Source organism: Bacteroides sp. UBA939, assembly GCF_002293435.1.
Lineage (GTDB): Bacteria > Bacteroidota > Bacteroidia > Bacteroidales > Bacteroidaceae > Bacteroides.
In genome coordinates this window covers 8126-34029 of sequence record NZ_DBDF01000177.1, presented here as the reverse complement: position 1 = coordinate 34029, position 25904 = coordinate 8126, and the positions used below count along the sequence as shown (strand labels likewise).

Here is a 25904-nt window from a genome sequence, read left to right as displayed (position 1 = left end):
ATTGCGCAGCAACCTGATTGAGATTCCGTTTCGCTATATTATCATTCATAGTATAAACTAATTATGAACAGCTACTTACATAAATAGGAAGGTATAAGATCCTTTCATTAGGGGGATTATTCATGTCATGAGAGGATTTTATACCCTTGATAACCTGTTTCTATCCCTTTCTTTCAGTGTAATATGATTTGCTTTGCCCCGAATAATTAAACTTTAATCAAATTATGAGGACAGCAAGCAAATTACTTCTATGTTGTGTGATACTATTCACATTATTACCGGATGCTCTTCTTTATGCATCTGACAGGAAAACTCTTTTCGATAAAAACTGGAAATTCCATTTAGGCATTGTAGCCAATGCCGAACAACCGGAGTATAATGACAGTCGTTGGAGAGTTCTCGACCTCCCTCACGACTGGAGTGTAGAACCATTGCCTTTTCAAAAGGCGGATGTCACAGTTGGCCCTTTCTCCCGTATGAGCGAAGGATCTATTGATACAGGGCAGACCGTAGGCGGTGAAGGTTGGTACAGAAAGGAACTTACGCTTTCCGGAAGTGATGCCGGCAAACGCATTATTCTCTATTTTGAAGGGGTATACAATCAATCCGAGCTTTGGATAAATGGCAAAAAGGCTAACTTTAATGCCTATGGTTATACATCTTATAAGGTAAATATTACTCCTTACCTGAACGCTCCCGGCATTCCGAATACGATTGCCATGAAGGTGGTGAATGCCGGACGCAACAGTCGTTGGTATGCCGGCTCAGGTATCTTCCGACACGTGTGGCTGATAAAAACCGATAAACTCTATCTGGATAAATGGGATACTTTCGTTGATGCTTCTGAACTGCAGAAAAAGAATGCTGTAATAAAATTCTCTACTGTTATACATAATGAAGGGCTGCAAAACAAATCAGGAAAAATAGGTATTAAAATATATTCGCCTACCGGAAACGAAGTGTTTTCAACTTCGCAGGATGTAGAACTCTCTGAGGGAACTTCGGTGGCAACATCTTTCTCAGTCAAAGAGCCTGAATTATGGTCGGTAGATACACCGGTACTTTACACAGCGCAGGTATCCCTTTCTTCGGGTGAAAAGGAATATGACCGGATATCTGTTCCTTTCGGTATCCGCACCATTTCCTTTTCTGCCGAAAAAGGTTTTCTATTGAACGGTAAACCTATGGAGCTTAAAGGAGGTTGTGTGCACCACGATAATGGACTGCTGGGCGCTGCTGCCATAGACCGCGCCGAAGAACGGAAAGTAGAACTTATGAAAGCCAATGGTTACAATGCCATTAGATGCTCTCATAACCAGGTGTCTGAACACTTCCTCAATACATGCGACAAACTGGGTATGCTGGTAATTCACGAAACATTCGACCAGTGGCAAAAGGCGAAGTGTGGACAAGATTACCATCAGTACTTTGATGAATGGAGCGACAGAGACTTGGCGGCATCTGTCTGTCGCGACCGTAACCATCCTTCAATCATTATGTGGAGCATCGGGAATGAGGTGGAACAGCGTGCCGACGAACCTGAAGGAGATTTGATTTCCAGAAGATTGGTTAATACAATCCGTAAGTACGATACATCTCGTTTCACCACTATCGGTTCAAATGACTTTTGGGACAGACGTCACTTTTCCTGGGATAAAGACTCCTACAGAGTATTCAAAAACCTGGATGTGGCAGGCTACAATTATCTGTGGTACAAATATGAAAGTGACCATGCCGCATACCCGCAACGCGTTATTTACGGCAGTGAGTCTTTCCCGAAAGAGGCCGCTCAGAATTGGAATCTTGTAGAAAAGCATCCTTATATAATAGGCGATTTTGTCTGGACGTCTATTGATTATCTGGGCGAAGCCGGACTGGCTCATGCCTTGTACTTGGGTGAAGGTGAGCGGAACTCTCAATTCATGGGTTGGCCCTGGTATAATGCTTGGTGTGGTGATATTGACCTTTGCGGTGACAAGAAACCTCAGTCTTATTATCGTGATGTACTTTGGAGGGAACGTCCGGTGACGATGGCCGTACATGCTCCTATTCCCAGTGATAAAAAAGAAGTAGTGAACGGCTGGGGCTGGCCTAACGAACTCGTAAGCTGGAATTGGAAAGGATTTGAAGGGCAAACCATGAAGGTCAACGTATACAGCCGTTCTCCAAAAGTAAAGCTCTACCTGAACGAACAACTGATAGGTGAGAAAGAGACCGACAAAGAGAACTATACGGCTACATTTGAAGTTCCTTATGAACCGGGAACTCTGAAAGCTGTGAATTCAAAAGGTAAGGAAGAATTCATTCTGAAGACTGCCGGCGAGCCTGTTGCCATTCGTTTGACTGCCGACCGGAGTAAAATCAAGACTTCCAAGAACGATCTCTCTTATGTGAAAATAGAATTGGTGGATAAGGATGGGAATCTGGTTCCTGATACTTCCTTACCCGTTAAAATTGAATGTTCCGGTAAAGGTACTGTGATTGCCGGTGGAAATGCCGCTTATGATGACATGAAGAGTTTCCGTTCGCTTACGCCTAATACATTCCGTGGAAGAGCTATTGCTATTGTGCAACCCAATGAAGAAAAAGGTGAAATCCGGGTAAGGGTTTCTGCCGAAGGGCTAAAGGATGCTTCTATTCTGATAAGTGTTGACTGATAGAAACAGCGTTATCGGACTCTTTAAACCACACATATACCTATGTTTAATTTAAAATATATTATTATGAAAAACAAATGTCTGAATTTCCTTTTGTTTGTCGTTGTTGCCTTTATGAGTCCGGATTTGCTGTGGGCTCAGAATCAACCTGTCAAAGGAAAAGTATTGGATGAAAAAACGAAAGAAGCGCTGGTCGGAGTTTCTATTTTGGAAGCAGGTAGTACGTCTAACGGTACGGTGACCGATATAGATGGCAATTTCTCCATTTCTGTACCCGAAGGCGCCACGCTACGCATCTCTTATGTAGGATACTTGGTGCAGGAAATCCCTCTTGATGGAAGAAAAACTTTGAACGTGTTTCTTAAAGAAGATACTGAAGTGCTGGATGAAGTAATAATCGTAGGCTATGGCGTCCAAAAGAAAGCTACTTTGTCCGGCTCCGTAACCAGCATCGGTGGCGAAAAACTGGCAAACACCCCTGTGGCTAATGTAAGCCAAGGTCTTGCCGGACGCTTGCCCGGCGTGGTTGCCATCTCTAATACGGCAGAACCCGGTTACGATGGTGCTACCATCAGAATCCGTGGTATCAATACTTTCGGCAAAGCCGATCCGCTAATTGTTGTGGATGGCGTTCCGGGTCGTTCACTGGAACGTATCGACCCCAGCACTATCGAAACAATGTCTGTTATGAAAGATGCTTCGGCTGCCATCTATGGTGCGCAGGCAGCCAATGGCGTAATTATCATTACCACCAAGCGGGGTAAAAAAGGTAGCCCCACTGTGAACCTTTCCTATAATTACGGTATATCCCGTTCTACCGTCATTCCCAAAATGGCGAATGCTTCCGAGTATGCCACCTTGCTGAATGAGATTGATAAATATGCAGGTAATAACGAACGCTATACTCAGGAAGACATTCAGAAATACCGCGATGGCTCCGACCCCTGGTCGTATCCCAACACTGACTGGTTCGAAGAAACCTTGAAGCCTTGGTCTCCCCAGACCTATGCCAATGCTACCATTGACGGAGGTACGGACAATGTCACCTACTTCGTCAGTGTATCTGCCAAAACCCAGGATGGCTTCTACCGCAACAGTGGAACCAAGTACAACCAGTACGACCTGAAGTCTAATCTGGATCTGCAACTTAATAAATATATAAACCTCTTCATGAACCTCACCGGACGTATGGAAGATCGTAAATATCCCACCCGTTCAGCTGAGAATATTTTCAGAATGTTGATGAGATCCAAGCCCAATATGCCCGCTTACTGGCCCAACGGTCTTCCGGGACCTGACATTGAGTTCGGAGACAACCCGGTAGTGATTGCCACTGACGCCACAGGTTACGAACGCGACAAACGCTACATTCTAAATGGGGATTTTGGTGTGAACATCAATGTTCCTTACATAGAAGGACTCACCCTTAAAGCCACAGCCTCCTTAGATAAGAACTTCCGTTTCCGTAAAATATGGCAGACCCCCTGGAGCCTGTATTCATGGGATGGGACATCCATGGACGAAAATAATAATCCCCTCCTGGTAGAAGGTAAAAAAGGTTTCAGCGATCCCCGTCTCCGGGAGTCTATGGAAGACAACCAGAATATCTTGCTCAGCGGTATAATAAACTATAGCCGTACTTTCGCTGAGAGCCACTCCGTGAATGTACTGGCCGGTGTGGAAAGAATCACCAGTAACGGAGACTCCTTTGAGGCATTCCGCAGATACTTTATCTCCACTGCCATTGATGAGTTGTTTGCCGGTGGACAAGACGAAATAAACAATACTGGCAAGGGGTATAAAGAGGCGCGCCTCAATTACTTCGGTCGTGTGAATTACAGCTATAAGTCCAAGTATCTGGCTGAATTTGTATGGAGGTACCAAGGGTCATATATTTTCGATCATTCCAACCAGTTCGGTTTCTTCCCGGGTGTTTCATTAGGTTACATCATCTCCGAAGAGAACTTCTTTAAGAAAGCGCTGCCTTTCGTTCACTTTGCCAAAGTCCGTGCTTCTTGGGGAAAGACGGGTAACGATATGATCGTTCCGTATCAATACCTTGCTTCCTATACCTTCAACAATTTGATGTACCTCACAAATGGTGGTGTAACTGCCAATCAGTCTCTGATGGAAAGCGTAGCTCCCAACGTTAATGTAACTTGGGAAACAGCTACCCAACAAAACATAGGTTTGGACTTGCAGTTCCTGAATGGCGACTTGGCTGTGACCGTCGATTACTTCTACAATAAACGAAAAGACATCCTTTGGAAGCGGAATGCTTCTGTTCCCAATACTTCGGGTCTTACCTTATCCGATGAAAACCTTGGAAAGGTGAAGAACCAGGGTGTTGATTTCAGTATTGATTATCGCAAACGTTTCAAAGACTTCTCTCTGGGCATGGGCTTGAACGGGGTGTATGCCAAGAACAAAATCCTCTTTTGGGATGAAGCTCCGGGTGCCCCCAGCTATCAGAAGTCTACAGGAATGCCTATTGATGCCGGACTTTATTATGAGGCCATCGGCATCTTTAAGGATGAAACTCACGTAGAATCCTATCCGCACTGGGCAGGCGCTCGCCCCGGGGATATTATTTTCAGGGATGTCAATGGTGATAAAGTTATTGACGGCAACGACCGTGTGAGGAATGACAAGACCAAGACTCCCACCTTTACAGGCGGCTTGAACGTTGATCTTACCTATAAGGATTTCGACTTCTCCGTATTGTTTCAGGGCGCATTTGGCGGGGTATTCCAGCAAAGCACGGAATCGGGCGACTTTGGAAACTTCCTGAAGAGTTTCTATGATAACCGCTGGACAGAAGATAATCCCACAGCCGATTTCCCGCGTACCTACAATCGAAGTAATGAATACTGGGTGAACCAGCCTAATACATTCTGGCTGCACAAGACGGACTATGTCCGCCTGAAGAACATAGAATTGGGCTACACCGTGCCCAAAGTTCTTACCAAGCAAGCCGGTATTGAGAGAGTACGTGTGTACGTCAATGCTTATAATCTGCTGACGTTTAGTCCCGACATGAAGGACTACGATCCTGAGAATACGAGTGGTTCCGGCTACAACCACCCGCTGAACAAAGTGTTGAATTTTGGAGTAAATGTAACCTTTTAATTGAAATGTTATGAAACAGTTTAAGATAATCGCTATGCTGGTGATGCTGATATTCACAGCATGTAATGATGATTTCCTCAATGTAGATCCGTTGGATCGCTACTCGGATGCTGCAGTCTGGACAGACAAGGCGTTGGTGACTTCGTTTGTTAACAACATCTATCAGGGGCAGTATTATGGCTTCCATACGGTGATGTTTTCTTCCCTTTGTGATGAAGCAATGGAAGTATGGTCTTGGGAGAGTCAGCCTGTTGTGAAGAGTGAGATTAACCCGAGTTATCTGGGTATCTTGGGACCCGGGTTCTGGATTTATGCTTTCAATAACGTCACATGGGACAGGCTGTATAAGAATATCCGCGCATGCAATATCTTCTTTGAAAATGTGGAGAAGTACCAGTTGCAAGGGGATGACATAGACCAGTTGCGGGGAGAGGTGCATTACTTGCGTGGTTATTTCTACTATTGGCTGATGAGTTTCTGGGGCGGTGTGCCACTTATAGACAAGTCTTATTCTCCTTCGGATGAGTTGCTGGTGACGAGAAATACGTTGAAAGAAACGGTTGATTATATTGTTAAGGAACTGGATGCTGCCGCTGGTTTGCTGCCTCTGAGCGGTGACAAGGCACATGCCACCAAAGGTGCAGCATTAGCGTTGAAGTCAAGGGTGCTACTTTATGCGGCAAGTGATCTGTATAATTCCCGGGCGGCATGGGCTTCCGATTATAATAGTCCGGAGTTGGTGAGCTATGTGGATGGTGACCGACAAAATCGCTGGGAAGCAGCCCGGAAAGCGGCAAAGGATGTAATGGATCTTAATATCTATCATCTGTATGGCGAAGATGGGTTTTCAACAGCAGAAGAAGCTACCAATAACTATGTCAACCTCTTCTTAAATAATGGGAATGATGAAGATATTATGCTGACATACTATGATATTATAAATAGCAACAACGGAGATTTTCAATGTCCGAGCCTTGGTTTGTTTAACTCTCCCAACGGTTTTCACGGCTGGGGTGGCAATGTACCTACAGGACAGATGGTAGATTCTTATGAAATGATTGATGGTAGCAAGTTCAATTGGGATAACCTGGAACATAGGGCGGAGCCTTATAAGAACAGAGACCCACGTTTCTACGCCTGTGTGCTTTATGATGGAGCGGAATGGAGGCAGCGTCCTGATGATGTGATTGGTTCTGATCCAGAGGGAATTGTGCAGACGGGCTTCTATGAGAATGCAAATGGTTCTTATAATCCGGGTTTGGATACCCGCCAAGGCCCGATAGAAGACTGGAACGGGACATACACAGGATATTATATGCGTAAGTTTATTGATCCGGCTGTTAATCATCAGTACGACCGCCAAAACTATCCCTTCCGCCAAATCAGATATGCCGAAGTGTTGCTAAACTATGCTGAGGCTTGCCTTGAATTGGGAGATGAAGAAGAAGCTGTGAAATATGTCAATAAGATTCGCACCAGAGCCGGAATGCCGGATATCCCTGTGGGAGAAACGGGTGTGGCGCTGGTAGAGCGTTATCGTAATGAGCGGAAGATTGAACTGGCCTACGAACAGCATCGTTACTTTGACATCCGCAGGTGGATGATTGCTTCCGATGTGATAAAGAATGCGCAGGGAATAGATATTCGTTATCCTTATGGAGGCGGCAAGCAGGTTTATTCAATTAAAGAAGTACAAGAGCGGGAATGGAAGGACAAATCTTATTTCCTGCCTATCCTTTTGGATGAGATACAGAAGAATGATTTGTTGATACAGAATCCGGATTATTAATCTTCCTTTGCTGTTCATTTGAGGAAGTAAGTAGCTGTTCATAATTAGTTTATACTATCATNNAAATGCTGCGCTACGTTATCCCACCCGGAAAATAAAAAGAGATCCGTCTCATCCGCGTTATCTGCGTCTAAAAAATGATAGTATAAACTAATTATGAACAGCTACTTATGAATAATACAGGCTAACTCCTGAAGCATGAATTATTCAGGTTAGGAAAGGAAAAAGAGTTTTTGGGAGGTACGGTTTAAAAAAAGTGAACCAATATAAGCTTTTTATGCATATCATAGTGTGGGTAAGCGAGAAAAGCTGTATATTTGCACGCAATAATTTTTAAACGCATAGCCCTATGTCATTTATTGCTGATAAGATTGTAATGGATGGATTGACTTATGATGATGTATTGTTAATCCCCGCTTATTCTGAAGTACTGCCGCTCGCTGTCGAACTCTCGACAAAGTTTTCAAGAAATATTGAGTTGAAGATTCCATTTGTAACTGCCGCCATGGACACGGTTACCGAAGCCAAAATGGCTATTGCCATTGCACGTGAAGGAGGTATCGGAGTTATTCATAAGAATATGTCCATCGAGGAACAAGCGCGTCAGGTTGCTATTGTGAAACGTGCCGAGAATGGTATGATTTACGATCCGGTGACTATCAAAAGAGGTTCTACCGTAGGAGATGCATTGGCGTTGATGGCCGAATATAGAATCGGCGGCATTCCCGTAGTTGATGATGAAAAGTATTTGGTGGGAATTGTTACCAATCGCGACCTTCGTTTCGAGAAAGATGCGAATAAACGTATTGATGAGGTAATGACAAAAGAAAATATCATCACTACCAACCCTACTACGGATATGGAAGCTGTTTCTCAGATTTTGCAGAAGCATAGAATTGAGAAGCTACCGGTAGTAGATAAGGACGGCAAGCTCGTTGGGTTGATTACTTATAAAGATATAACGAAAGCTAAGGATAAACCGATGGCTTGCAAGGACTCCAAAGGCCGTTTGCGCGTAGCAGCCGGAGTAGGAGTAACAAACGATACGCTTGACCGCATGCAAGCATTGGTAGATGCAGGTGCCGATGCCATTATTATCGACACGGCTCATGGGCATTCCAAGTATGTAATAGAAAAATTGAAAGAAGCCAAGAAACGGTTCCCGGGCATTGATATTGTAGTGGGTAATATTGCTACCGGAGAAGCGGCTAAGGCATTGGTAGAAGCCGGTGCGGACGGTGTAAAGGTAGGTATTGGCCCGGGGTCCATTTGTACTACCCGTGTTGTAGCCGGAGTAGGAGTACCTCAGTTGTCTGCCGTATATGATGTGGCCAAGGCTTTAAAAGGTACGGATATTCCTTTGATTGCTGACGGTGGCCTGCGCTATTCGGGTGATGTGGTAAAAGCTTTGGCAGCCGGTGGTTATAGTGTGATGATTGGTTCGTTGGTAGCCGGAACGGAAGAATCTCCGGGTGATACGATTATCTTCAACGGACGTAAGTTTAAATCTTATCGTGGTATGGGGTCATTAGAGGCTATGGAAAATGGCTCGAAAGACCGTTACTTCCAGAGTGGAACCAGTGATGTGAAGAAACTGGTGCCTGAAGGTATTGCTGCCCGCGTACCTTATAAGGGTACTTTGTATGAAGTGATTTTCCAATTGGTAGGTGGGTTGCGTTCAGGTATGGGATATTGTGGTGCTGCTAATATAAATCAGTTGCATGATGCTAAGTTTACTCGTATTACGAATGCCGGTGTGTTGGAGAGCCACCCTCACGATGTGGCTATCACAAGCGAGGCTCCGAATTACAGTCGTCCGGAATAGGAGTTAACACGATATAGAGTTTATGAAAAAGCCCTGCTATAATTACTATGGCAGGGTTTTTTTATAATGCTTATCCGCATAATATATAATGTGTTTCACCGTTATAGTTGTGTTCTTTTCTAAATATAATGGTTATGATAAGAAGTGGATTGATAATTATTCTCCTTTTCATTGGGCAAGCGGTTCTTGCGCAACAAGACCCTGTGTTGATGCGTATTAATGGGAAAGGCATACTTCGTTCGGAGTTTGAATATATTTATAATAAAAACAATGCACTTACAGGAGTAGAACAGAAAACATTAGCCGAATATATGGATCTGTTTGTAAACTTTAAGTTGAAAGTTGCTGTTGCCGAAGCTGCCGGGATAGATACCACCCGTTCTTTTCGTGAAGAACTCGAAGGATATCGCAGGCAGTTGGCAGAATCTTATCTGACAGATGAAGTGGTTGTGGAACTGCCGGCCCGGCAAGCGTATGAGAAAGTGAAGGCTAATCACCGTTTCGGACACGTACGAGTAAGCCATGTCTTCAAATATCTTCCTCAAACCGTTACCGGCAGCACGTTACTAAATGTGGAATCCCGTATGGACTCCATTTATTTGGCGTTACAGCAAGGACTGGCAGATTTTGAAACCTGTGTGCGTAACTTTTCGGATGAAAAGAAACCTTTCTGGGTGAGTTGGTTACAGATGCCTGCCGAATTTGAAGATGTAGTATTCAAATTGGCTCCCGGAGAAATATCCCGTCCGTTCTTCACTCCGCAAGGAATACATATTGTTAAGGTACTTGAACGAAAAGAAACTCTTCCGTTTGAAAGTCAAACTAATCAAGAAATAGAAGTACTGGTTGATAAGTTGAAAAAAGAATACCAATATACACCGGACAAGACCGGAGTGAATGAACTGCTTTTAAAAGGGGGTACGCATAAACGACTGTTTGTCCTTGATGGAAAAGAGTACACGGGAGACATGTTTGCTCATTTTGCCGCTGCACATCCTGCAGGAATGCAACGGCAATTGGACGGATTTATCATGAAGTCAGTGCTCGATTACGAATACGGACGTTTGGAACAAAAGCATCCGGACTTCCGTTTGCTCATGCAAGAGTATCGGGATGGCATGTTATTGTTTGAAATCAGTAACCGGGAAATCTGGGAACGCGTATCTTCAGATGAAGCCGGATTAGATGCATATTTTAAAAAACATCGTTCGGATTACCATTGGGAAATACCTCGCTATAAAGGAATCGTGTTGCATACCGCCACAAAGCGGATAGGTAAGCAAGTGCGTAAATTCTTGAAATCTCTGCCGGAAGAGGAATGGCAGGGTGCTATCAGGTTGATGTTTAATTCTCAAGGACAAGTAAAAGCGGAGCAAGGTTTATTTGCCATAGGAGATAATGCATACGTAGATGAAAAAATCTTCAAGCAGGGTCGCGCTGAACCTATGGCATCATTTCCTTTCGTCACTTATCTGGGTGAAAAAGTGAAAGGCCCTGAAACCTATCAGGAAGTGCGTGGATTGCTGATGAAAGATTATCAAAACTACTTGGAAGCACATTGGGTGGCACAATTGCGTGCTGCTGCTAAGATTGAAATAAACCAAGAGGTTTTAAAAACTGTTAATAATCACTGATGCAACCGATTAAACCGCTATCTTCGTAGCTTATAATAAAGTAAATATCAATCGGTAATGCGAATAATCTTCCAGGGACTTCTATACATCCTTTTCTGTGTGGCTTGTAGCAAGCAACAGGATCATAAAGGTAAGACACCGTTGGTGGAGTTACATGGCAATTTCCTTTACCGTGAAGATTTACAGTCCGCACTCTCCTCAAGGTTATCTAAAGATGATAGCTTGCTGTTCGCTGAACATTATATTCGCAACTGGGTAGATGAAGTCTTGTTGTATGAAAAGGCGAAAAGTAATATCCCCAATGATGGGGAAATTGATAAACTTGTAGAGAATTACCGTAAGGCGTTGATTATGCATACGTATCAACAAGCGTTGATTCACCAGAGACTTTCAAATGAAATATCAGAGAAAGAGTTGGTGGAATACTACGAGAATAATAAAGAACTCTTTAAACTGGAGCGTCCGCTGATGCAAGGTTTATTTATAAAAGTGCCCCTTACGGCACCCGGACTTAACAATGTGCGCCGTTGGTACAAAACGAATACGCAGGATGCGGTGGAACATCTGGAAAAGTATAGTCCGCAAAATGCCGTGAAGTATGAGTATTTTTATAACAAATGGATACCTGTGGCGGATATATTGGATTTGATACCTTTGAAAAGAACTGATATAGAAGAATATGTGAACCGGAATCGTCATATCGAGTTGGAAGATACCGCATTCCATTATTTCCTGAATGTGAGCGATTTTCGTTCGGTTGGCGAAGAAGAACCTTATGAATTTGCCCGTACTAAAGTGAAGGACATGATGCTGAACCTGAAACAGGCTGAATTTATGAAACAGGTGAAAGACGACTTATATCAGGGAGCGGTAAAGAGAAATGAGATTAAATATAATTAGTATTAGATACACAAAATGAGAAAGTTTATGAACTTTAAATTTGTTGTTTTATGTGCCTTGGCGCTGTTAGCCGGGTCTACCGTTTACGGACAAGACAATGTAATTGATGAAGTCGTTTGGGTAGTAGGCGACGAGGCTATATTGAAGTCTGAAGTGGAGGAAGCGCGTATGAGTGCCGCGTATGAAGGGCGCAAGTTTGACCGCGACCCTTATTGCGTAATCCCGGAAGAAATTGCCGTACAGAAACTGTTTTTACATCAGGCAGCCCTTGACAGTATTGAAGTTTCTGAAAATGAAGTAATTCAGCGTGTGGACCAAATGATGAATATGTATGTCGCCAATATCGGTTCGCATGAGAAGGTGGAAGAGTACTTCAAAAAGACCTCCAGCCAGATTCGTGAAACCCTGCGCGATAATGCACGTGAAGGATTGAAAGTACAGGGTATGCAGCGAAAGCTGGTGGGTGAAATAAAAGTGACTCCGGCAGAAGTTCGCCGTTACTTCAGAGACTTGCCGCAGGACAGTATTCCTTATGTCCCTACTATGGTGGAAGTGCAAATCATGACGCAACAACCCAAGGTGCCTTTGGACGAAATCGAAGATGTTAAAAGACGTCTGCGTGAATATACAGATCGCATAAATAAGGGCGAAACCAGTTTCTCGACCTTAGCGCGTCTTTATTCCGAAGACCGCGGTTCTGCTTTGAACGGCGGTGAGATGCCTTTTTATGGTCGTGGACAGTTAGACCCTGCATTTGCCAATGTAGCGTTTAACCTGCAAGACCCGACTAAGATCTCTAAGATTGTTGAATCCGAATTCGGTTTTCACATCATTCAATTGATGGAAAAGCGCGGCGACCGTATCAAGGCTCGCCATATCTTGTTGAAGCCTCATATCCCGGAAGAAGCCTTGTTGAATGCTAATGCCCGTTTGGATTCTATCGCTGATGATATCCGCGCCGGTAAGTTCACCTTTGAGGAAGCAGCCGCAATACTTTCTCAAGATAAGGATACACGTAACAATCATGGTTTGTTACCTAATCCCTATAATAATACGTCTAAATTTGAGATGCAGGAGCTTCCTCCCGAAATCGCTAAGGTTGTAGACAAAATGAAGGTAGGCGAAATCTCCGAGGCATTTACCATGATACCGCAAAAAACCGGTAAGGAAGAGTGTGTGATTGTAAAATTGAAAAGCCGTGTCAACGGTCATAAAGCTACAATTGCCGATGACTATCAAAACCTGAAAGAGATCGTGTTGGAGAGACGCCGCGATGAAGTATTGGAGAAATGGATCCGCGAAAAGCAGAAACATACGTACGTACGCATCAACGATAATTGGAAGAACTGTACATTCAAGTATCCGGGTTGGATTAAAGACTGATCGGGGTGATACACAGATTTCTGTATGCAGAAGAAAAAGACAAAAAATAGTTTTTTAAACAGGCATAGATTCCTTTTTACAGGTATTCTATGCCTGTTTGGTATCTGTTTGCTGAGTGCTCAGGATAAGACTACTCAGGAAGAGCCTAAGAAGAAGACACGGGTCGACCTGCTTTATGCCGACGAGGCGCAGGCTGACAAACTACAGCGTCCAGGTGTGCAGGTACTTATCGGCTCGGTGAAACTGCGCCACGACAGTATGTATATGTATTGCGACAGCGCGTTGATTTACGAGAAAACGAATTCGGTGGAAGCCTTTGACAATGTGCGCATGGAACAAGGTGATACACTTTTTATCTATGGTGATTATCTTTATTATGATGGTATGTCGCAACTGGCTATGCTTCGCGGTAACGTGCGGATGATTAACCGGAATACCGTCTTGACAACGGACAGTCTAAATTATGACCGCTTGTACAACCTGGGTTATTACTTCGAAGGCGGCACTTTGACCGACGAAGATAATGTGCTGACTTCCGAGTGGGGAGAATATAGTCCGGCAACCAAATTATCCGTATTCAATTATGACGTGAAGTTGGTTAATCCACAGTTTGTCTTGACTTCGGATACCTTGAGGTATAGTACTGAAAGCAAGATAGCTACGATTTTAGGTCCTTCGGATATTGTGAGCGATGAGAATCACATCTACTCAGAGCGGGGTATTTATAACACTACAACAGAGCAGGCAGAACTTCTGGATCGTTCCGTGCTGACCAATGACGGTAAGAAGCTGACAGGCGACAGCCTCTTTTATGACCGCGTCCAGGGATATGGTGAAGCTTTCGATAATGTACAGATGAATGATACGGTAAATAAAAATATGCTTACCGGTGATTACTGTTTCTATAATGAGTTGACCGGAAGCGCTGTTGCTACCCAGCGTGCTGTTGCCATCGATTACTCGCAAGGTGATAGCCTGTTTATGCATGGTGATACGTTGCGACTGCTTACCTATAATATGAATACAGACTCCATGTATCGCGAAATGCGTGTTTATCATAAAGTCCGCGCTTACCGTACGGATGTTCAGGCGGTTTGTGATTCTTTGGTGTATAGCTCTAAAGATTCTTGTATGACAATGTACACCGATCCTGTATTGTGGCATGGTTCGCAACAATTGTTGGGTGAAAAGATTGTTGTCTACATGAACGACAGTACTATTGACTGGGCTCATATCATCAACCAGGCTTTAGCCGTAGAACAAAAAGACTCCATTCATTACAATCAGGTAAGCGGAAAGGAGATGAAAGCATTTTTCATAGACAGAGATATGCGGCAAGTAGATGTGAACGGTAGTGTGTTGGTAATCTTTTATCCGATTGACGGGAAAGATAGCACAATGATCGGGTTAAACAATGCTGAAGGCAGCTTTTTGCGTCTGTATCTGAAAGACCGCCGTATGGATAAAGGTCTTTTTATAGAAAGGGCTACCGCTACAATGTATCCTATGGATCAGATACCGGCGGAAAAATACAAACTACCCTCCTTTGTCTGGTTCGACTATATTCGTCCCCTGAGTAAAGAAGATATATTTGAGTGGCGTGGTAAAAGACAGGGAGAACAGTTGCAGAAGTCAGACCGCAAGCCTGTAGTTTCGCCAAGGAATATGAATATTAAAAGAAATAGATAAGCGCTATGGGAATGTTCACTATGAAAAAGCCGCGCGGCTTTAATCACCGTTACATCTATGTAGACGAGCGAAAAGAAAAGTTGGCAAAGATGGAAGAAAGCGCCAAGCGCGAATTGGGAATGTTGCCCGAAAAAGAATTTTCGCCTGAAGACATTCGGGGAAAATTCATCGAAGGAACCACCCATTTGAAACGTCGTAAGGAGAGTGGGCGTAAACCGGTGCATTTGGGGGTGATGCTGGTTGTTATCGCCATACTGATCTATCTGTGGTATGCCATAAGTAACGGAATAATCTGAGTCTTTATTTATTATGAGTGATATTATCCACTTGTTGCCCGACTCGGTTGCCAACCAGATTGCAGCCGGGGAGGTAATTCAACGTCCCGCATCCGTAATTAAGGAGTTGGTGGAAAATGCGATTGATGCCGAAGCACAAGAAATACATGTATTGGTAACTGATGCGGGAAAGACTTGCATACAAGTAATTGATGATGGGAAAGGCATGTCTGAAACAGATGCGCGCCTTGCCTTTGAGCGTCATGCCACTTCCAAGATAAAAGAAGCCTCTGATTTGTTTGCCCTGCGTACGATGGGTTTCCGTGGTGAAGCGTTGGCATCTATTGCGGCGGTAGCGGAGGTGGAATTGAAAACGCGCATGGCTGATGAAGAGTTGGGTACGCGTATCGTTATAGCCGGTTCTAAAGTAGAAACCCAGGAAGCGATTTCCTGTGCTAAGGGAAGTAACTTTTCTATTAAGAACTTATTCTTTAATATTCCCGCCCGCCGGAAGTTCCTGAAATCCAATTCCACGGAACTCAGCAATATTCTTACCGAATTTGAACGCATTGCTCTGGTTCATCCCGATGTGGCCTTTTACTTGTACAGCAACGATGCGGAACTTTTTAATCTGCCTGCCATGTCATTGCGCCAGCGCATTCTGGCTATCTTCGGAAAGAAAATGAACCAGCATCTACTGTCGGTAGATGTAGATACCACGATGGTTAAAGTCTCGGGTTTTATCTCCAAGCCGGAGACTGCCCGTAAGAAAGGCGCCCATCAATACTTCTTTGTAAACGGTCGTTATATGCGCCATCCATATTTCCACAAAGCGGTTATGGATGCTTATGAACAGTTGATACCGACGGGCGAACAAGTATCTTATTTCATTCATTTTGAGATAGACCCCGCGAATATTGATGTGAATATACACCCTACCAAGACAGAAATAAAGTTTGAGAACGAACAGGCTATTTGGCAGATACTTTCTGCTTCGGTTAAAGAATCATTGGGTAAGTTTAATGCTGTTCCCTCCATTGATTTTGATACGGAAGGTATGCCTGATATTCCGGCATTCGACCACAACCGTCCGATAGAGCCGCCGAAAGTGCATTATAATTCAGACTTCAATCCGTTCAAGACATCGTCCACTTCTTCACATAGCGGTGGCGGTGGAGATTATTCCCGTCCGAAGATTGACTGGGAAGGATTGTACGGTGCACCTGAAGAGCATATACCGCATACATATAACCCGGAAGCTGAAACTCCACCGGTAACGTTATACAATGCGCCTGCGGTTGAGAAAGGAACGCAGCATTTCCAGTTTAAGGGACGGTATATATTGACTTCCGTAAAATCCGGTTTGATGTTAATAGACCAGCATCGTGCGCATATCCGGGTATTGTTCGAGCGTTATATGTGTCAAATCCGCCGGAAGCAAGGTGTGTCCCAGGGAGTATTGTTTCCTGAAATACTACAATTACCGGCTTCGGAAGCGGCGGTATTGGAAGGCATAATGGACGATTTCACGGCGGTTGGATTTGAATTGACTTCGTTGGGTGGCGGCAGTTATGCAATCAATGGTATTCCGTCGGGAGTTGAAGGCCTGAACCCGGTGGAATTGGTGCGTAATATGGTACATACAGCTATGGAAAAGGGGAATGACGTAAAAGAGGAGGTGCAGACAATACTGGCGTTGACATTGGCGCGCGCCGCAGCCATTGTTTACGGACAGGTGTTGAGTAATGAAGAAATGGATAATCTGGTAGATAACCTGTTCACTTGCCCTACTCCGAATTATACTCCGAACGGACAAATTGTACTGACGACCATCAAAGAAGAAGATATTGAAAAGTTGTTTTCACGTTGATAGGACTGAGCAAATCATCTATCCATCCAGACCTTTAAAAAATCGGATACGCGTTCTCTGCTTACAATAATCTCTTCTTTCTCACGCCAGTTGGCAAGGATGATTTTTATTCTGTTGGACGAGTATGCAATCATATCCTGAATAGCATAGTAGTTGACTATAAAGTTCCTGTTAACCCGAAAGAATAGTTTCGAATCGACCAACTGCTCTATTCTGTCTAATGAGTAATCGACAGGATAACTTTTGCCGGTGTTAGTGAAAAGAAACACCGAGCGTTCAAGAGAATAAAAACAGGAAATATCCGATGTCGGAACCGATTTGTAGTGTTCACCTATCTTTATTAGAAAACGTTCTTTGTTCCGGGCAGGCAACTGATGAATGACAGATTCGTATTTGGAGTAATCCTGTATCGTTCTGTGTATTGCATCAAACTTATCAATGGCATTTCTCAACTCATACGGGTTAACCGGTTTCAACAAGTAGTCAATACAGTTTACCTTGAAAGCATTCAAAGCATACCTGTCGTAAGCAGTAGTAAAGATGATGGGAGTCTTTATTCGGATTTTCTCAAAGATTTCAAAACATAGTCCATCCTCAAGCTGAATATCCATAAATATCAATTCGGGACTTCTGTTTTCTAAAAACCAATTGACGGATTGCTCAACCGAGCCGAGAATATCAACTACTTCTATTCCCGGATCGGTTTCTTTCAGCAAACGCTTCAGCTTTTGGGAAGCCGGACGTTCATCTTCTATTATTAATACTTTCATTCTAAACGCTAACAATAGGTATTTTTACTGTAAATACATCATTATCATGGTTCACTACCATTTCCATGCCTGTAACAAGTTTAATCCTTTCCTTTAAATTAGACAAGCCTGTACCGTATGAATTATCTAACACATTTTTTCTCTGAATGTTATTAGATACAACAACAAACATGTCTTCCTTACAGATACTTATCTTCAAAGGATTGTTTTCTGAAAACGAATTGTGTTTCAAAGCATTCTCGACTAATATCTGTAAAGATACAGGCATTACTTTGTATCTATCCGCATTATTGATGCTAATATTCAACTGTACTTTATCACCGGCCCGTTCTTTTTGTAAATCAAAGTATTGCTTTACGAATATGGCCTCTTCATCCAATGGAATCAAGTCGGTTTCTTCATGCTCCAGAATATAGCGGTAAATTCCGCTTAGTTGTTGGATGTAGTTATCTGCCTTTTTCGGGTCCTCGTAGACTAATTCGGATAGCGTATTCAAACTGTTGAAAAGAAAATGTGGATTAACCTGTGTCTTAAGATTGATGTACTTGTATTTCAGATTCTCTTCCCGCAATCGCAGTTCGCGGTTAACCGCTTGTTTCCAGATTGTATAAAAGAAGATTGCAATACCGGTCAAGATTCCTATGGAGGTATGAATGATGGAGCCGGCAAATTCTTTCTGAAAGATTCGCTGAATAAAGTGATCGGTATTCAAGCCTTCGACTTTATAGAATAAGTACAGACCTGAAAAGAAAGCGGTAAAGGAAATTACCAGTGTTGAGAGAGTGAAGATTATCAGTGAAGACTTCATCTTCTTTCTTATTTGTGCAACCGGACTATTTGTAATTCTCTGGAGTATTTTATTGAAAAGAGAACTTACCAGTAAAACAATAATGAGAGTAGTTGTTCCCAGTACGAGAGTGTTTGTGTTGAATAGGTCACTGTTATGTACCCAATTCAATACCATGATAAAACCATAACTAAAGATTACAGCTCCGATAAGGCCAATGATTCTTTTGTTCTTTTCCATTTCATGTAAATTTAATGATTATTCTAATTATTCACTGCAAAGAAAGCTGTTATACTTTACAGGATTAAATAAAAGTCGCTGAGTCGTCATTTTAGGTTGCTGAATCGTATAATATCCCCGGAGAAGGTATCCGGGGACGAGGGAAGATGTGAGAAAGAACTCCCTATGGGATTATAGGCTGATATCAAAGACCTTGGTATGTCCGGCATAGATGCCACTGTTCCGGTAATCACAATTGATTGTTTTCGATTGTTTCCGTGTCCGGATTTCTAAGGTTATATTGGATTCTGTTTGTCCCGGGTCTGCTATATGAAGCTTTATTTTATTCCGGTTTGTCATTTTGACTATCAGTGCGCAGGCTTTATCTGCTTTTATTGTCAGATCCTTATATATAAATTCTCCGGATTGATAAAATATCATTTGTAAAATACCTGCTTTTTCATTGCTGACTGCTTGAAGGTTTTCTGTGTTGGTCAGGATTTTAATATTCTTTTCCTGCTGATACTGTTTCATGCCGTCAACCGTTTGCATGCCGGGTATGATGATGTAGGCATAAGTTGCATCAGACGGTTTCATGCCGTGGTCGATACATATAGTGAAAATATCCTTTTGTATACTATCTTTGGGGGCAGTGTGGTTGATGTCGTACCAACTTCCTGTCTGTTGCTGATTGGCTACGAATACTTTCCCGCCGTCCGGAAACAAATAGCCTGTTTTATTATGAAGAATCCATTCGGGAGAAGTGTAGTTGAAATTCCCCTGGGTTATTTCGGTTGGTTTCTTTTTATGATATAGCAAGACTTTGGATGAAGCGGCCAAGCATTGATTAACGGTAGTATATACCGGATATTCTGAAGTGGAATGGATGCCGGCGCCTAAGCAAACCACCTCATCGTCAAAGAAAAACCATGCTTTCCGTGCGCTTGTATTGATACCGGCGTATGTATCTGTGTACGAATATGCAGATGCCCCATAAAGACTGTCGGATACTCCTCCGGCGAAAGTAGAAGTACCCGGCGTCTGCCAATCACTGGTTGCCATAGGAATTTCCTCAACTTGTGGCGCTGTCACTCCGGGGATACGTGTCCAGTTCCAGACAGGGAAAATATCGGCATATTCGTTTCCATCACTTACTATATTGGTGCATCCGTCGGACATGAAGTAAGTTTTCAGGTTTTCTCCGTTACCGTACTCACAACGTTTGGTACGCGTAGACACCATGCGCACATCAAAAGTGTAGGCAGGACGTACATGTAAGGTATAGTCTCCGCGGAAATAATGAGTATGTTTGGGCGACAGTGCATAGTCGGTGGTTCGTTTACCACTCAGGCGCAGGATGATTTCTTCATATTCTTTGGCGTGTGCCGGGTCTAATTCAATCATGCGTTTGGCGAATAAGGCTGTATGCGCTTTGTTGGTAATGCCGGGACGGCTTACGCCTCTGCCGAGTACGTCAAACAACATGTATTGTCCGCGTATGGTGGAATAATAAGTTTCGCGCATGAATTTACTCAGTAACGCCAGCTTGTCTGAAGGAATTGCATACCGGGTTCCCCGGGTGTACATGGCTATTTGAGTGACACCTTTCAGGATTTCGTCTCCGTAACCACCGATATAGAGTTGGGTACCATGTTGAAAGTAGCTGTTGTCGTGCTGGAACCCTTCTTTGGTGGTATATACGATGGGACTGTATGCATTCTCAAGTGCGGTGCTCAAGTCTGCTTCATCTTCGGAAAGGCACGCACGGTATATCCAGTGCAAGGCTATATCCGTACGGTTGGCGCCTGTCCATTTGGCAGGATGTCCGCCGTCTTTTTTTATTCTTTCCAGTATCTTTTCTTCCAGTTCTGCCGGGATGTGTTTTTCTCCTGCCCGCATTTGTATCAGCAATATGCCAGTCTGCTGAGGTTCCGCAATTTGATTGTACCACCAGTTGTGGCACCACGGATTACGTTCATGCCAATACTCCAGTCCCTTTTGTATTTTAGCAAACAGTACTTCATCCTTATAATATTTGTTTTCAGGATTTGTGTAGGCGAAGGCAAAGGCGGAGAGCCGGTCTATATGTACGATAGGCGGCCAATTGGTACGCTGTATGCTGCTATAGTCTACGTCAGTAAACGAGCCGTCGGTATCATTGTAGCTTTTTAAATCTTCGTCAATGGAAGGATTGTTAGCGAAGTCGAGCCTGATTTTCTGCATCAGGACTTCAAATTCATTGCTATTGTCCGCAGTATTCGGGACAGCGATAGCTGTATGCGCTTTTGCTGATATCAGACTTCCTATGATAACTGATATTATAAGTCGGGCTGTGGTTTTCATATCTTTTTGTGTTTTGATTTTAGTTATGCAAAGATACCGGAATTTTTAAAACTTACTGCCTTAGTGTTTCTTGTTTTTAGACGATTACGCAATTTGTGCTACAAAAACGGACAATATAGGCGTGTCCTGAGAACAGAGAGAACTATAATTTAATAGTATGTTTGTTTTATTTGAATGATTTCTATAGCTTTGCACGGGTAAATTATAAGGTATGAGAATCAAACATTAAAGGTATTAATTATAGATTATAACGTATATGGAGTGCGGAAAGGAAGTAAAGGGATATAAAGCATTTGGAATGAAAGTGTCTTACATTTTATACATGTCGGTATTAATGTTGGTTGCATGTAGCGGAGAAGGGGATACAGAAATTGTAAAGCGTGGGTTTGAACGGGCTGAACGGCAACTGTCGAATCAGTTGAAAGCTATACCCGAACCAACTGATTATCCCCGTACGATAGGTAAGGATGGCAAGCTTAAGGTAACTCATAAAAACGACTGGACGGAGGGATTCTTCCCCGGATGTTTGTGGTATGTATATGAATATACAGGTAGGGAGAACTGGAAAGATGCCGCTTTGGAGTGGACAGAAGCGCTCGAACCTTTGAAGAAACTGACCAATCATCACGATATTGGTTTCCTGATGTATTGCAGTTTCGGGAATGCATACCGTTTGACAGGAGCTGAAGCCTATAAGGAAATACTGGTTGAGTCGGCGCGCTCATTATGTACTCGTTTTAATGAGAAAACCGGTAGTATCGAATCATGGAACTACCGGAAAGCCTGGAACGGTAAGGATGAATGGTTCTATCCGGTTATTATTGACAATATGATGAATCTGGAACTACTGTATTTTGCCACGAGAGTGACGGGAGATTCCATTTATGCCCAAATTGCTAACCGCCATGCCGAAACAACGGCGAAGAATCAGTTCCGTGAAGATTACAGTAATTATCACGTAGTTAATTATGATGAGGAAACAGGAGAAGTCCTGCATCGGGCTACCTGCCAGGGGTTTTCTGATAATTCCGCATGGGCGCGCGGACAGGCATGGGCTATTTACGGATATACGATGGCTTACCGTGAGACTCTTAGGAAGGATTTTCTGGAGATAGCTGTCCGTACGGCAGACTTCTGGCTGAGTCATCCGAACTTGCCGGAAGATGGAATACCGTATTGGGATTTTAATGCAGGTCAAGCGGGATATATACCAGACTGGGACTATGACCCGCAGAAGTTTAAAGTCATACCCTGCGATGCTTCGGCTGCTGCGATTGCTGCCTCTGCTTTTCTGGAACTGGCGGACTATGTGACGGATGGGAAAAAGTACACTGCCGCGGCGACGCACATATTACATTCTCTTTCTTCTCCTGCCTATCTGGCTGAACCGGATACGAACTGCAATTTCATATTGATGCATAGCACAGGCAGTATTCCGCATAACCAAGAGATTGATGTTCCTTTGGTATATGCGGATTATTATTATCTGGAAGCGTTAATGAGATATGCACGTATGTGCACGCGGTGAATCCAATATATCATAGATTGCATCTAACTTTTCAGATATTTCCGCTGATATATCTTCGACTTTCATTAGATTAATTAGCCGATAATAATCTCTTTTGAAGAAGTCTGCAGGAATACCCAGTTGCTTATAAAACTCGGGAAAGATAAGATCTAACCAATCATCGGATAGCTTAGCCTCATCCCACCAAGAATTATTTAAATCATTTAAATATGCAGGCGGCGTGTAATTGGCTATGGCTTGTTTCATCTTATCTTTTAATTGTTCGGATGTATAGTTAGTGTATTTGTATGATAACATCTTTGCATGTTTGACAAGTAGTACCGGACGAGCAAAATAATTTTCCAGTTCCCTTCTTTCCCAGCTTATTATCTTCAGCGGAGATTTTGCATCAATACTTTTTCCCAGCCTGTCAAATAGAGCAAGCCCCTTTAGCTCAGGAAATATCTCTTTTAGTGGCACAAAATAGCTAAGGGCCTTATGTGGCAGATTGTTGGCGGTATAGCGAATATGTGCGGTTCTTAGCAAAGGTTCTACTTTGTGTTTCAGCTTGTTAGCAAAAGCAAGAAGCATATCTAAGTCGGTAGAACCTTCTAAGAACAGGATATGTCCTTTGGCTCTGGAATAATAGTATGTCTCCCATCCGATATCTGTAAGTGCTTTCTTGATATAACTCAGAGATTGACTTTTCGTAGAAGTGTTCAATTCATAAGTTTTATGTTCTATCAGGGCTATAACTTTCGATGCCTCAGCAGCTTGGTCTAATACAACTTCCGAATGTGAAGCTATTAATACTTGCGAGTTCGTTTGGTCTGCTATTTCGTTAATTCGCTGAAAAGTTTCACGCTGTCTTATAACCTCAAGATGTGCATCCGGTTCATCCAATAGCAACACCGTATTGGGATTGACATACATATAACTAAACAGCAATAGTGATTGCAGGAAACCTCTTCCGCCTGAGGATATATCATACGTTACATTGTTTTCCTTATATCTTAGCTGAATTAATCCTGTAGACTTAATGTATTGTGGCTTTTCTAATGTTACACCAAACATTGATTTGATTACTTCACTAAGGTGTTTCCAATTGTTCTGTATTTCGTCTTCATGTCTTTTAGACGTTTCAGGATTGAGCATCTCAAAGCAGATATTACGTAAGACCTCTGCTGTTTTTCCTTCGCCCATTTTCCGGTCAATAGAGCCTTGTGTTAATTTATCCTCGGAGGTTGAAATGCCCGACATGGGTTGCAGGAATCCGAAATGAATGCCTTGGGTGTTGTTATAGAGTTCGATTATATCATCTAATCCGGTGGTTATGCCGCATGAGAATGATTCGGTATTATAATAATAGAACTCCGCACGACATTTCCATTTTTTGTTATTCGTTTCTCCTTCAAGTTCAATAGCCAATATAATATGTGTTGCGGGAGCATTTTTTTTATGCGTGGTCTTTCCATCTGTCCACAAGAATTGAGCATCTTCTATCGGACTGTTGAGCAAATCTTTCCGATTGAGGATTATTCTCTTACTCTTGTTTAATTTGCCTTGCTCTTTAGCTGCAACATACTTTCTCACTCCTATTTCCCATAGGCATAAGGCCTGGAATATGGTTGATTTGCCTGAATTATTGGGACCAATAATAACAACGGAAGAAGAAAGTTGAAATGATACAGACTCCAACTTCTTAAAATTTTCGATTTTGATATTTGTAATCATATAAATCAATTTTAATGCGATGTTATAAAGACAGCCGAAAAGAGACGTTGTTGATGTAATGATGCTTCTTGTTGGCTTACCCCTTGAACCGCTTCACCTGTTCTGCAATCAATTCCGCATCATCAAAGTAGTTTATCTTCATTGCTTTGCGCACATCGTCCAGCGTGGCAGCGGCTGCTTCACGGGCGGTTTCGCAGCCTTTCTTCAACATGTCGTAGATGCCGGGAATGTCCTGCTCGAACTCTTTGCGGCGGTTGCGTATCGGTTCCAACATTTCTTGCATAATGGCGTTGAGGAATCGCTTCACTTTTACGTCTCCCAATCCGCCACGCATATAATGCGCTTTCAATTCATCCAGATTTGGATATTCGGGCAGGTAGAGGCTGAAGTGTTCGGGACGAGAGAAGGCATCCAGATAAGTGAATACGGGATTGCCCTCTACTTTGCCCGGGTCTTGCACGCGCAAGTGGTCGGGGTCGGTGTACATGCCGCGGATCTTCTTTTCCACTTCCTCGGCAGTGTCGGAAAGGTAGATGCAGTTGCCCAAAGACTTGCTCATTTTTGCTTTACCGTCGGTTCCCGGCAGACGCAGGCAAGCGGCATTGTCGGGCAACAGGATTTCGGGTTCAACAAGCGTCTCACCATATATATAATTGAAGCGGCGAACGATTTCGCGAGCCTGTTCAATCATCGGTTCCTGGTCTTCGCCTACGGGAACGGTTGTGGCTTTGAAAGCTGTGATATCTGCTGCCTGGCTGATGGGGTATGTAAAGAAACCTACCGGAATGCTTGCCTCAAAGTTGCGCATCTGAATTTCAGTCTTTACGGTCGGGTTACGTTGTAGGCGCGATACGGTTACGAGATCCATGTAGTAGAACGACAGTTCGCAGAGTTCCGGTATTTGCGATTGGATGAAGATGGTGGACTTCGTCGGGTCCAGACCGCAGGCAAGATAATCCAACGCTACTTCAATGACATTCTGCCTTACTTTTTCCGGGTTCTCCATATTGTCGGTCAGTGCCTGTGCGTCGGCGATGAAAATAAATATCTTGTTGTACAAGCCGGAGTTCTGCAACTCCACTCTTCTTCTTAACGAACCTACGTAGTGCCCGATGTGCAGGCGTCCTGTTGGGCGGTCGCCCGTGAGGATAATCTTCTCATTAGCCATATCTATAATTTTCTTTGTTTTTAATTCTTTAAATTTTGATGTGCTCGCAAAGATACCGATATTTATTGAAACCTCAAGGGGTAGTCGGGTTCTTCGTCACTTTCGATGCCCTGTGCATACAATTCGTCTTAGCCTGCATTATTCATAAGTGTCTTGTCATAAATGAGAATTTAGCGGTGATTCAAACACAGAGACACAGAGACACAGCGTTTTTTCTCTGCGACG

The 25904-nt window shown here is 43.2% G+C and carries 16 protein-coding genes; 11 read left to right on the top strand and 5 right to left on the bottom strand.

Annotation, left to right across the window (positions count from 1 at the left end; all coding sequences use genetic code 11):
- Window positions 1-224: 224 nt before the first annotated feature.
- The 10 genes from B2Z67_RS11390 to mutL all read left to right on the top strand — a co-directional run bounded on the left by B2Z67_RS11390 (window position 225) and on the right by mutL (window position 17151).
- Window positions 225-2657 (top strand): glycoside hydrolase family 2 TIM barrel-domain containing protein, encoded by a 2433-nt coding sequence (locus B2Z67_RS11390; RefSeq protein WP_291529951.1) that lies wholly within the window; start codon window positions 225-227, stop codon window positions 2655-2657.
- Between the two features lie 66 nt (window positions 2658-2723).
- Entirely contained in the window at window positions 2724-5786 is a 3063-nt protein-coding gene (locus B2Z67_RS11385; RefSeq protein WP_291529950.1) for a SusC/RagA family TonB-linked outer membrane protein, read from the top strand.
- A 10-nt stretch (window positions 5787-5796) separates the two neighbouring features.
- The gene (locus B2Z67_RS11380) at window positions 5797-7575 is read left to right on the top strand and encodes a RagB/SusD family nutrient uptake outer membrane protein (protein ID WP_291529949.1); all 1779 of its coding nucleotides are present in this window, start codon (window positions 5797-5799) and stop codon (window positions 7573-7575) included.
- 349 nt (window positions 7576-7924) lie between these two features.
- The gene (gene guaB, locus B2Z67_RS11375) at window positions 7925-9400 is read left to right on the top strand and encodes an IMP dehydrogenase (RefSeq protein WP_291529948.1); all 1476 of its coding nucleotides are present in this window, start codon (window positions 7925-7927) and stop codon (window positions 9398-9400) included.
- A gap of 134 nt (window positions 9401-9534) precedes the next feature.
- Complete coding sequence (locus tag B2Z67_RS11370) at window positions 9535-11034, top strand: peptidylprolyl isomerase (RefSeq protein WP_291529947.1); 1500 nt, start codon at window positions 9535-9537, stop codon at window positions 11032-11034.
- A 57-nt stretch (window positions 11035-11091) separates the two neighbouring features.
- Window positions 11092-11934, top strand: a complete 843-nt coding sequence (locus tag B2Z67_RS11365; protein ID WP_291529946.1) for a peptidyl-prolyl cis-trans isomerase — start codon at window positions 11092-11094, stop codon at window positions 11932-11934.
- A gap of 15 nt (window positions 11935-11949) precedes the next feature.
- Window positions 11950-13317 carry a peptidylprolyl isomerase gene (locus B2Z67_RS11360; protein WP_291529945.1) on the top strand — a complete coding sequence of 456 codons (1368 nt, stop codon included), beginning with the start codon at window positions 11950-11952 and terminating at the stop codon, window positions 13315-13317.
- A 24-nt stretch (window positions 13318-13341) separates the two neighbouring features.
- Window positions 13342-15006 (top strand): OstA-like protein, encoded by a 1665-nt coding sequence (locus B2Z67_RS11355; RefSeq protein WP_291529944.1) that lies wholly within the window; start codon window positions 13342-13344, stop codon window positions 15004-15006.
- A 5-nt stretch (window positions 15007-15011) separates the two neighbouring features.
- Window positions 15012-15302, top strand: coding sequence for a hypothetical protein (locus B2Z67_RS11350; protein ID WP_291529943.1), 291 nt, complete (start codon window positions 15012-15014; stop codon window positions 15300-15302).
- 13 nt (window positions 15303-15315) lie between these two features.
- Complete coding sequence (gene mutL / locus B2Z67_RS11345) at window positions 15316-17151, top strand: DNA mismatch repair endonuclease MutL (RefSeq protein ID WP_291529942.1); 1836 nt, start codon at window positions 15316-15318, stop codon at window positions 17149-17151.
- Window positions 17152-17165: 14 nt separating this feature from the next.
- Here the strand turns inward: mutL and B2Z67_RS11340 are convergent, their stop codons facing one another.
- The 3 genes from B2Z67_RS11340 to B2Z67_RS11330 all read right to left on the bottom strand — a co-directional run bounded on the left by B2Z67_RS11340 (window position 17166) and on the right by B2Z67_RS11330 (window position 21270).
- Window positions 17166-17921, bottom strand: a complete 756-nt coding sequence (locus B2Z67_RS11340) for a LytR/AlgR family response regulator transcription factor (RefSeq protein WP_291529941.1) — start codon at window positions 17919-17921, stop codon at window positions 17166-17168.
- Window position 17922: 1 nt separating this feature from the next.
- Window positions 17923-18948, bottom strand: coding sequence for a sensor histidine kinase (locus B2Z67_RS11335; protein ID WP_291529940.1), 1026 nt, complete (start codon window positions 18946-18948; stop codon window positions 17923-17925).
- 171 nt (window positions 18949-19119) lie between these two features.
- Complete coding sequence (locus tag B2Z67_RS11330) at window positions 19120-21270, bottom strand: polysaccharide lyase 8 family protein (protein ID WP_291529939.1); 2151 nt, start codon at window positions 21268-21270, stop codon at window positions 19120-19122.
- 334 nt (window positions 21271-21604) lie between these two features.
- Here B2Z67_RS11330 and B2Z67_RS11325 point away from each other — a divergent pair, with 334 nt between their 5' ends.
- Window positions 21605-22798 carry a glycoside hydrolase family 88 protein gene (locus B2Z67_RS11325; protein WP_414630809.1) on the top strand — a complete coding sequence of 398 codons (1194 nt, stop codon included), beginning with the start codon at window positions 21605-21607 and terminating at the stop codon, window positions 22796-22798.
- On the opposite strand, the gene B2Z67_RS11320 is transcribed toward B2Z67_RS11325, so the two are convergent.
- Together B2Z67_RS11320 and trpS are read right to left on the bottom strand one after the other, a co-directional pair.
- On the bottom strand, window positions 22766-24511 hold the full coding sequence (locus B2Z67_RS11320) for an ATP-dependent nuclease (protein WP_291529937.1): 1746 nt from the start codon (window positions 24509-24511) through the stop codon (window positions 22766-22768). The genes B2Z67_RS11325 and B2Z67_RS11320 overlap by 33 nt on opposite strands.
- A gap of 76 nt (window positions 24512-24587) precedes the next feature.
- On the bottom strand, window positions 24588-25679 hold the full coding sequence (gene trpS, locus B2Z67_RS11315) for a tryptophan--tRNA ligase (RefSeq protein WP_291529936.1): 1092 nt from the start codon (window positions 25677-25679) through the stop codon (window positions 24588-24590).
- Window positions 25680-25904: the final 225 nt, after the last annotated feature.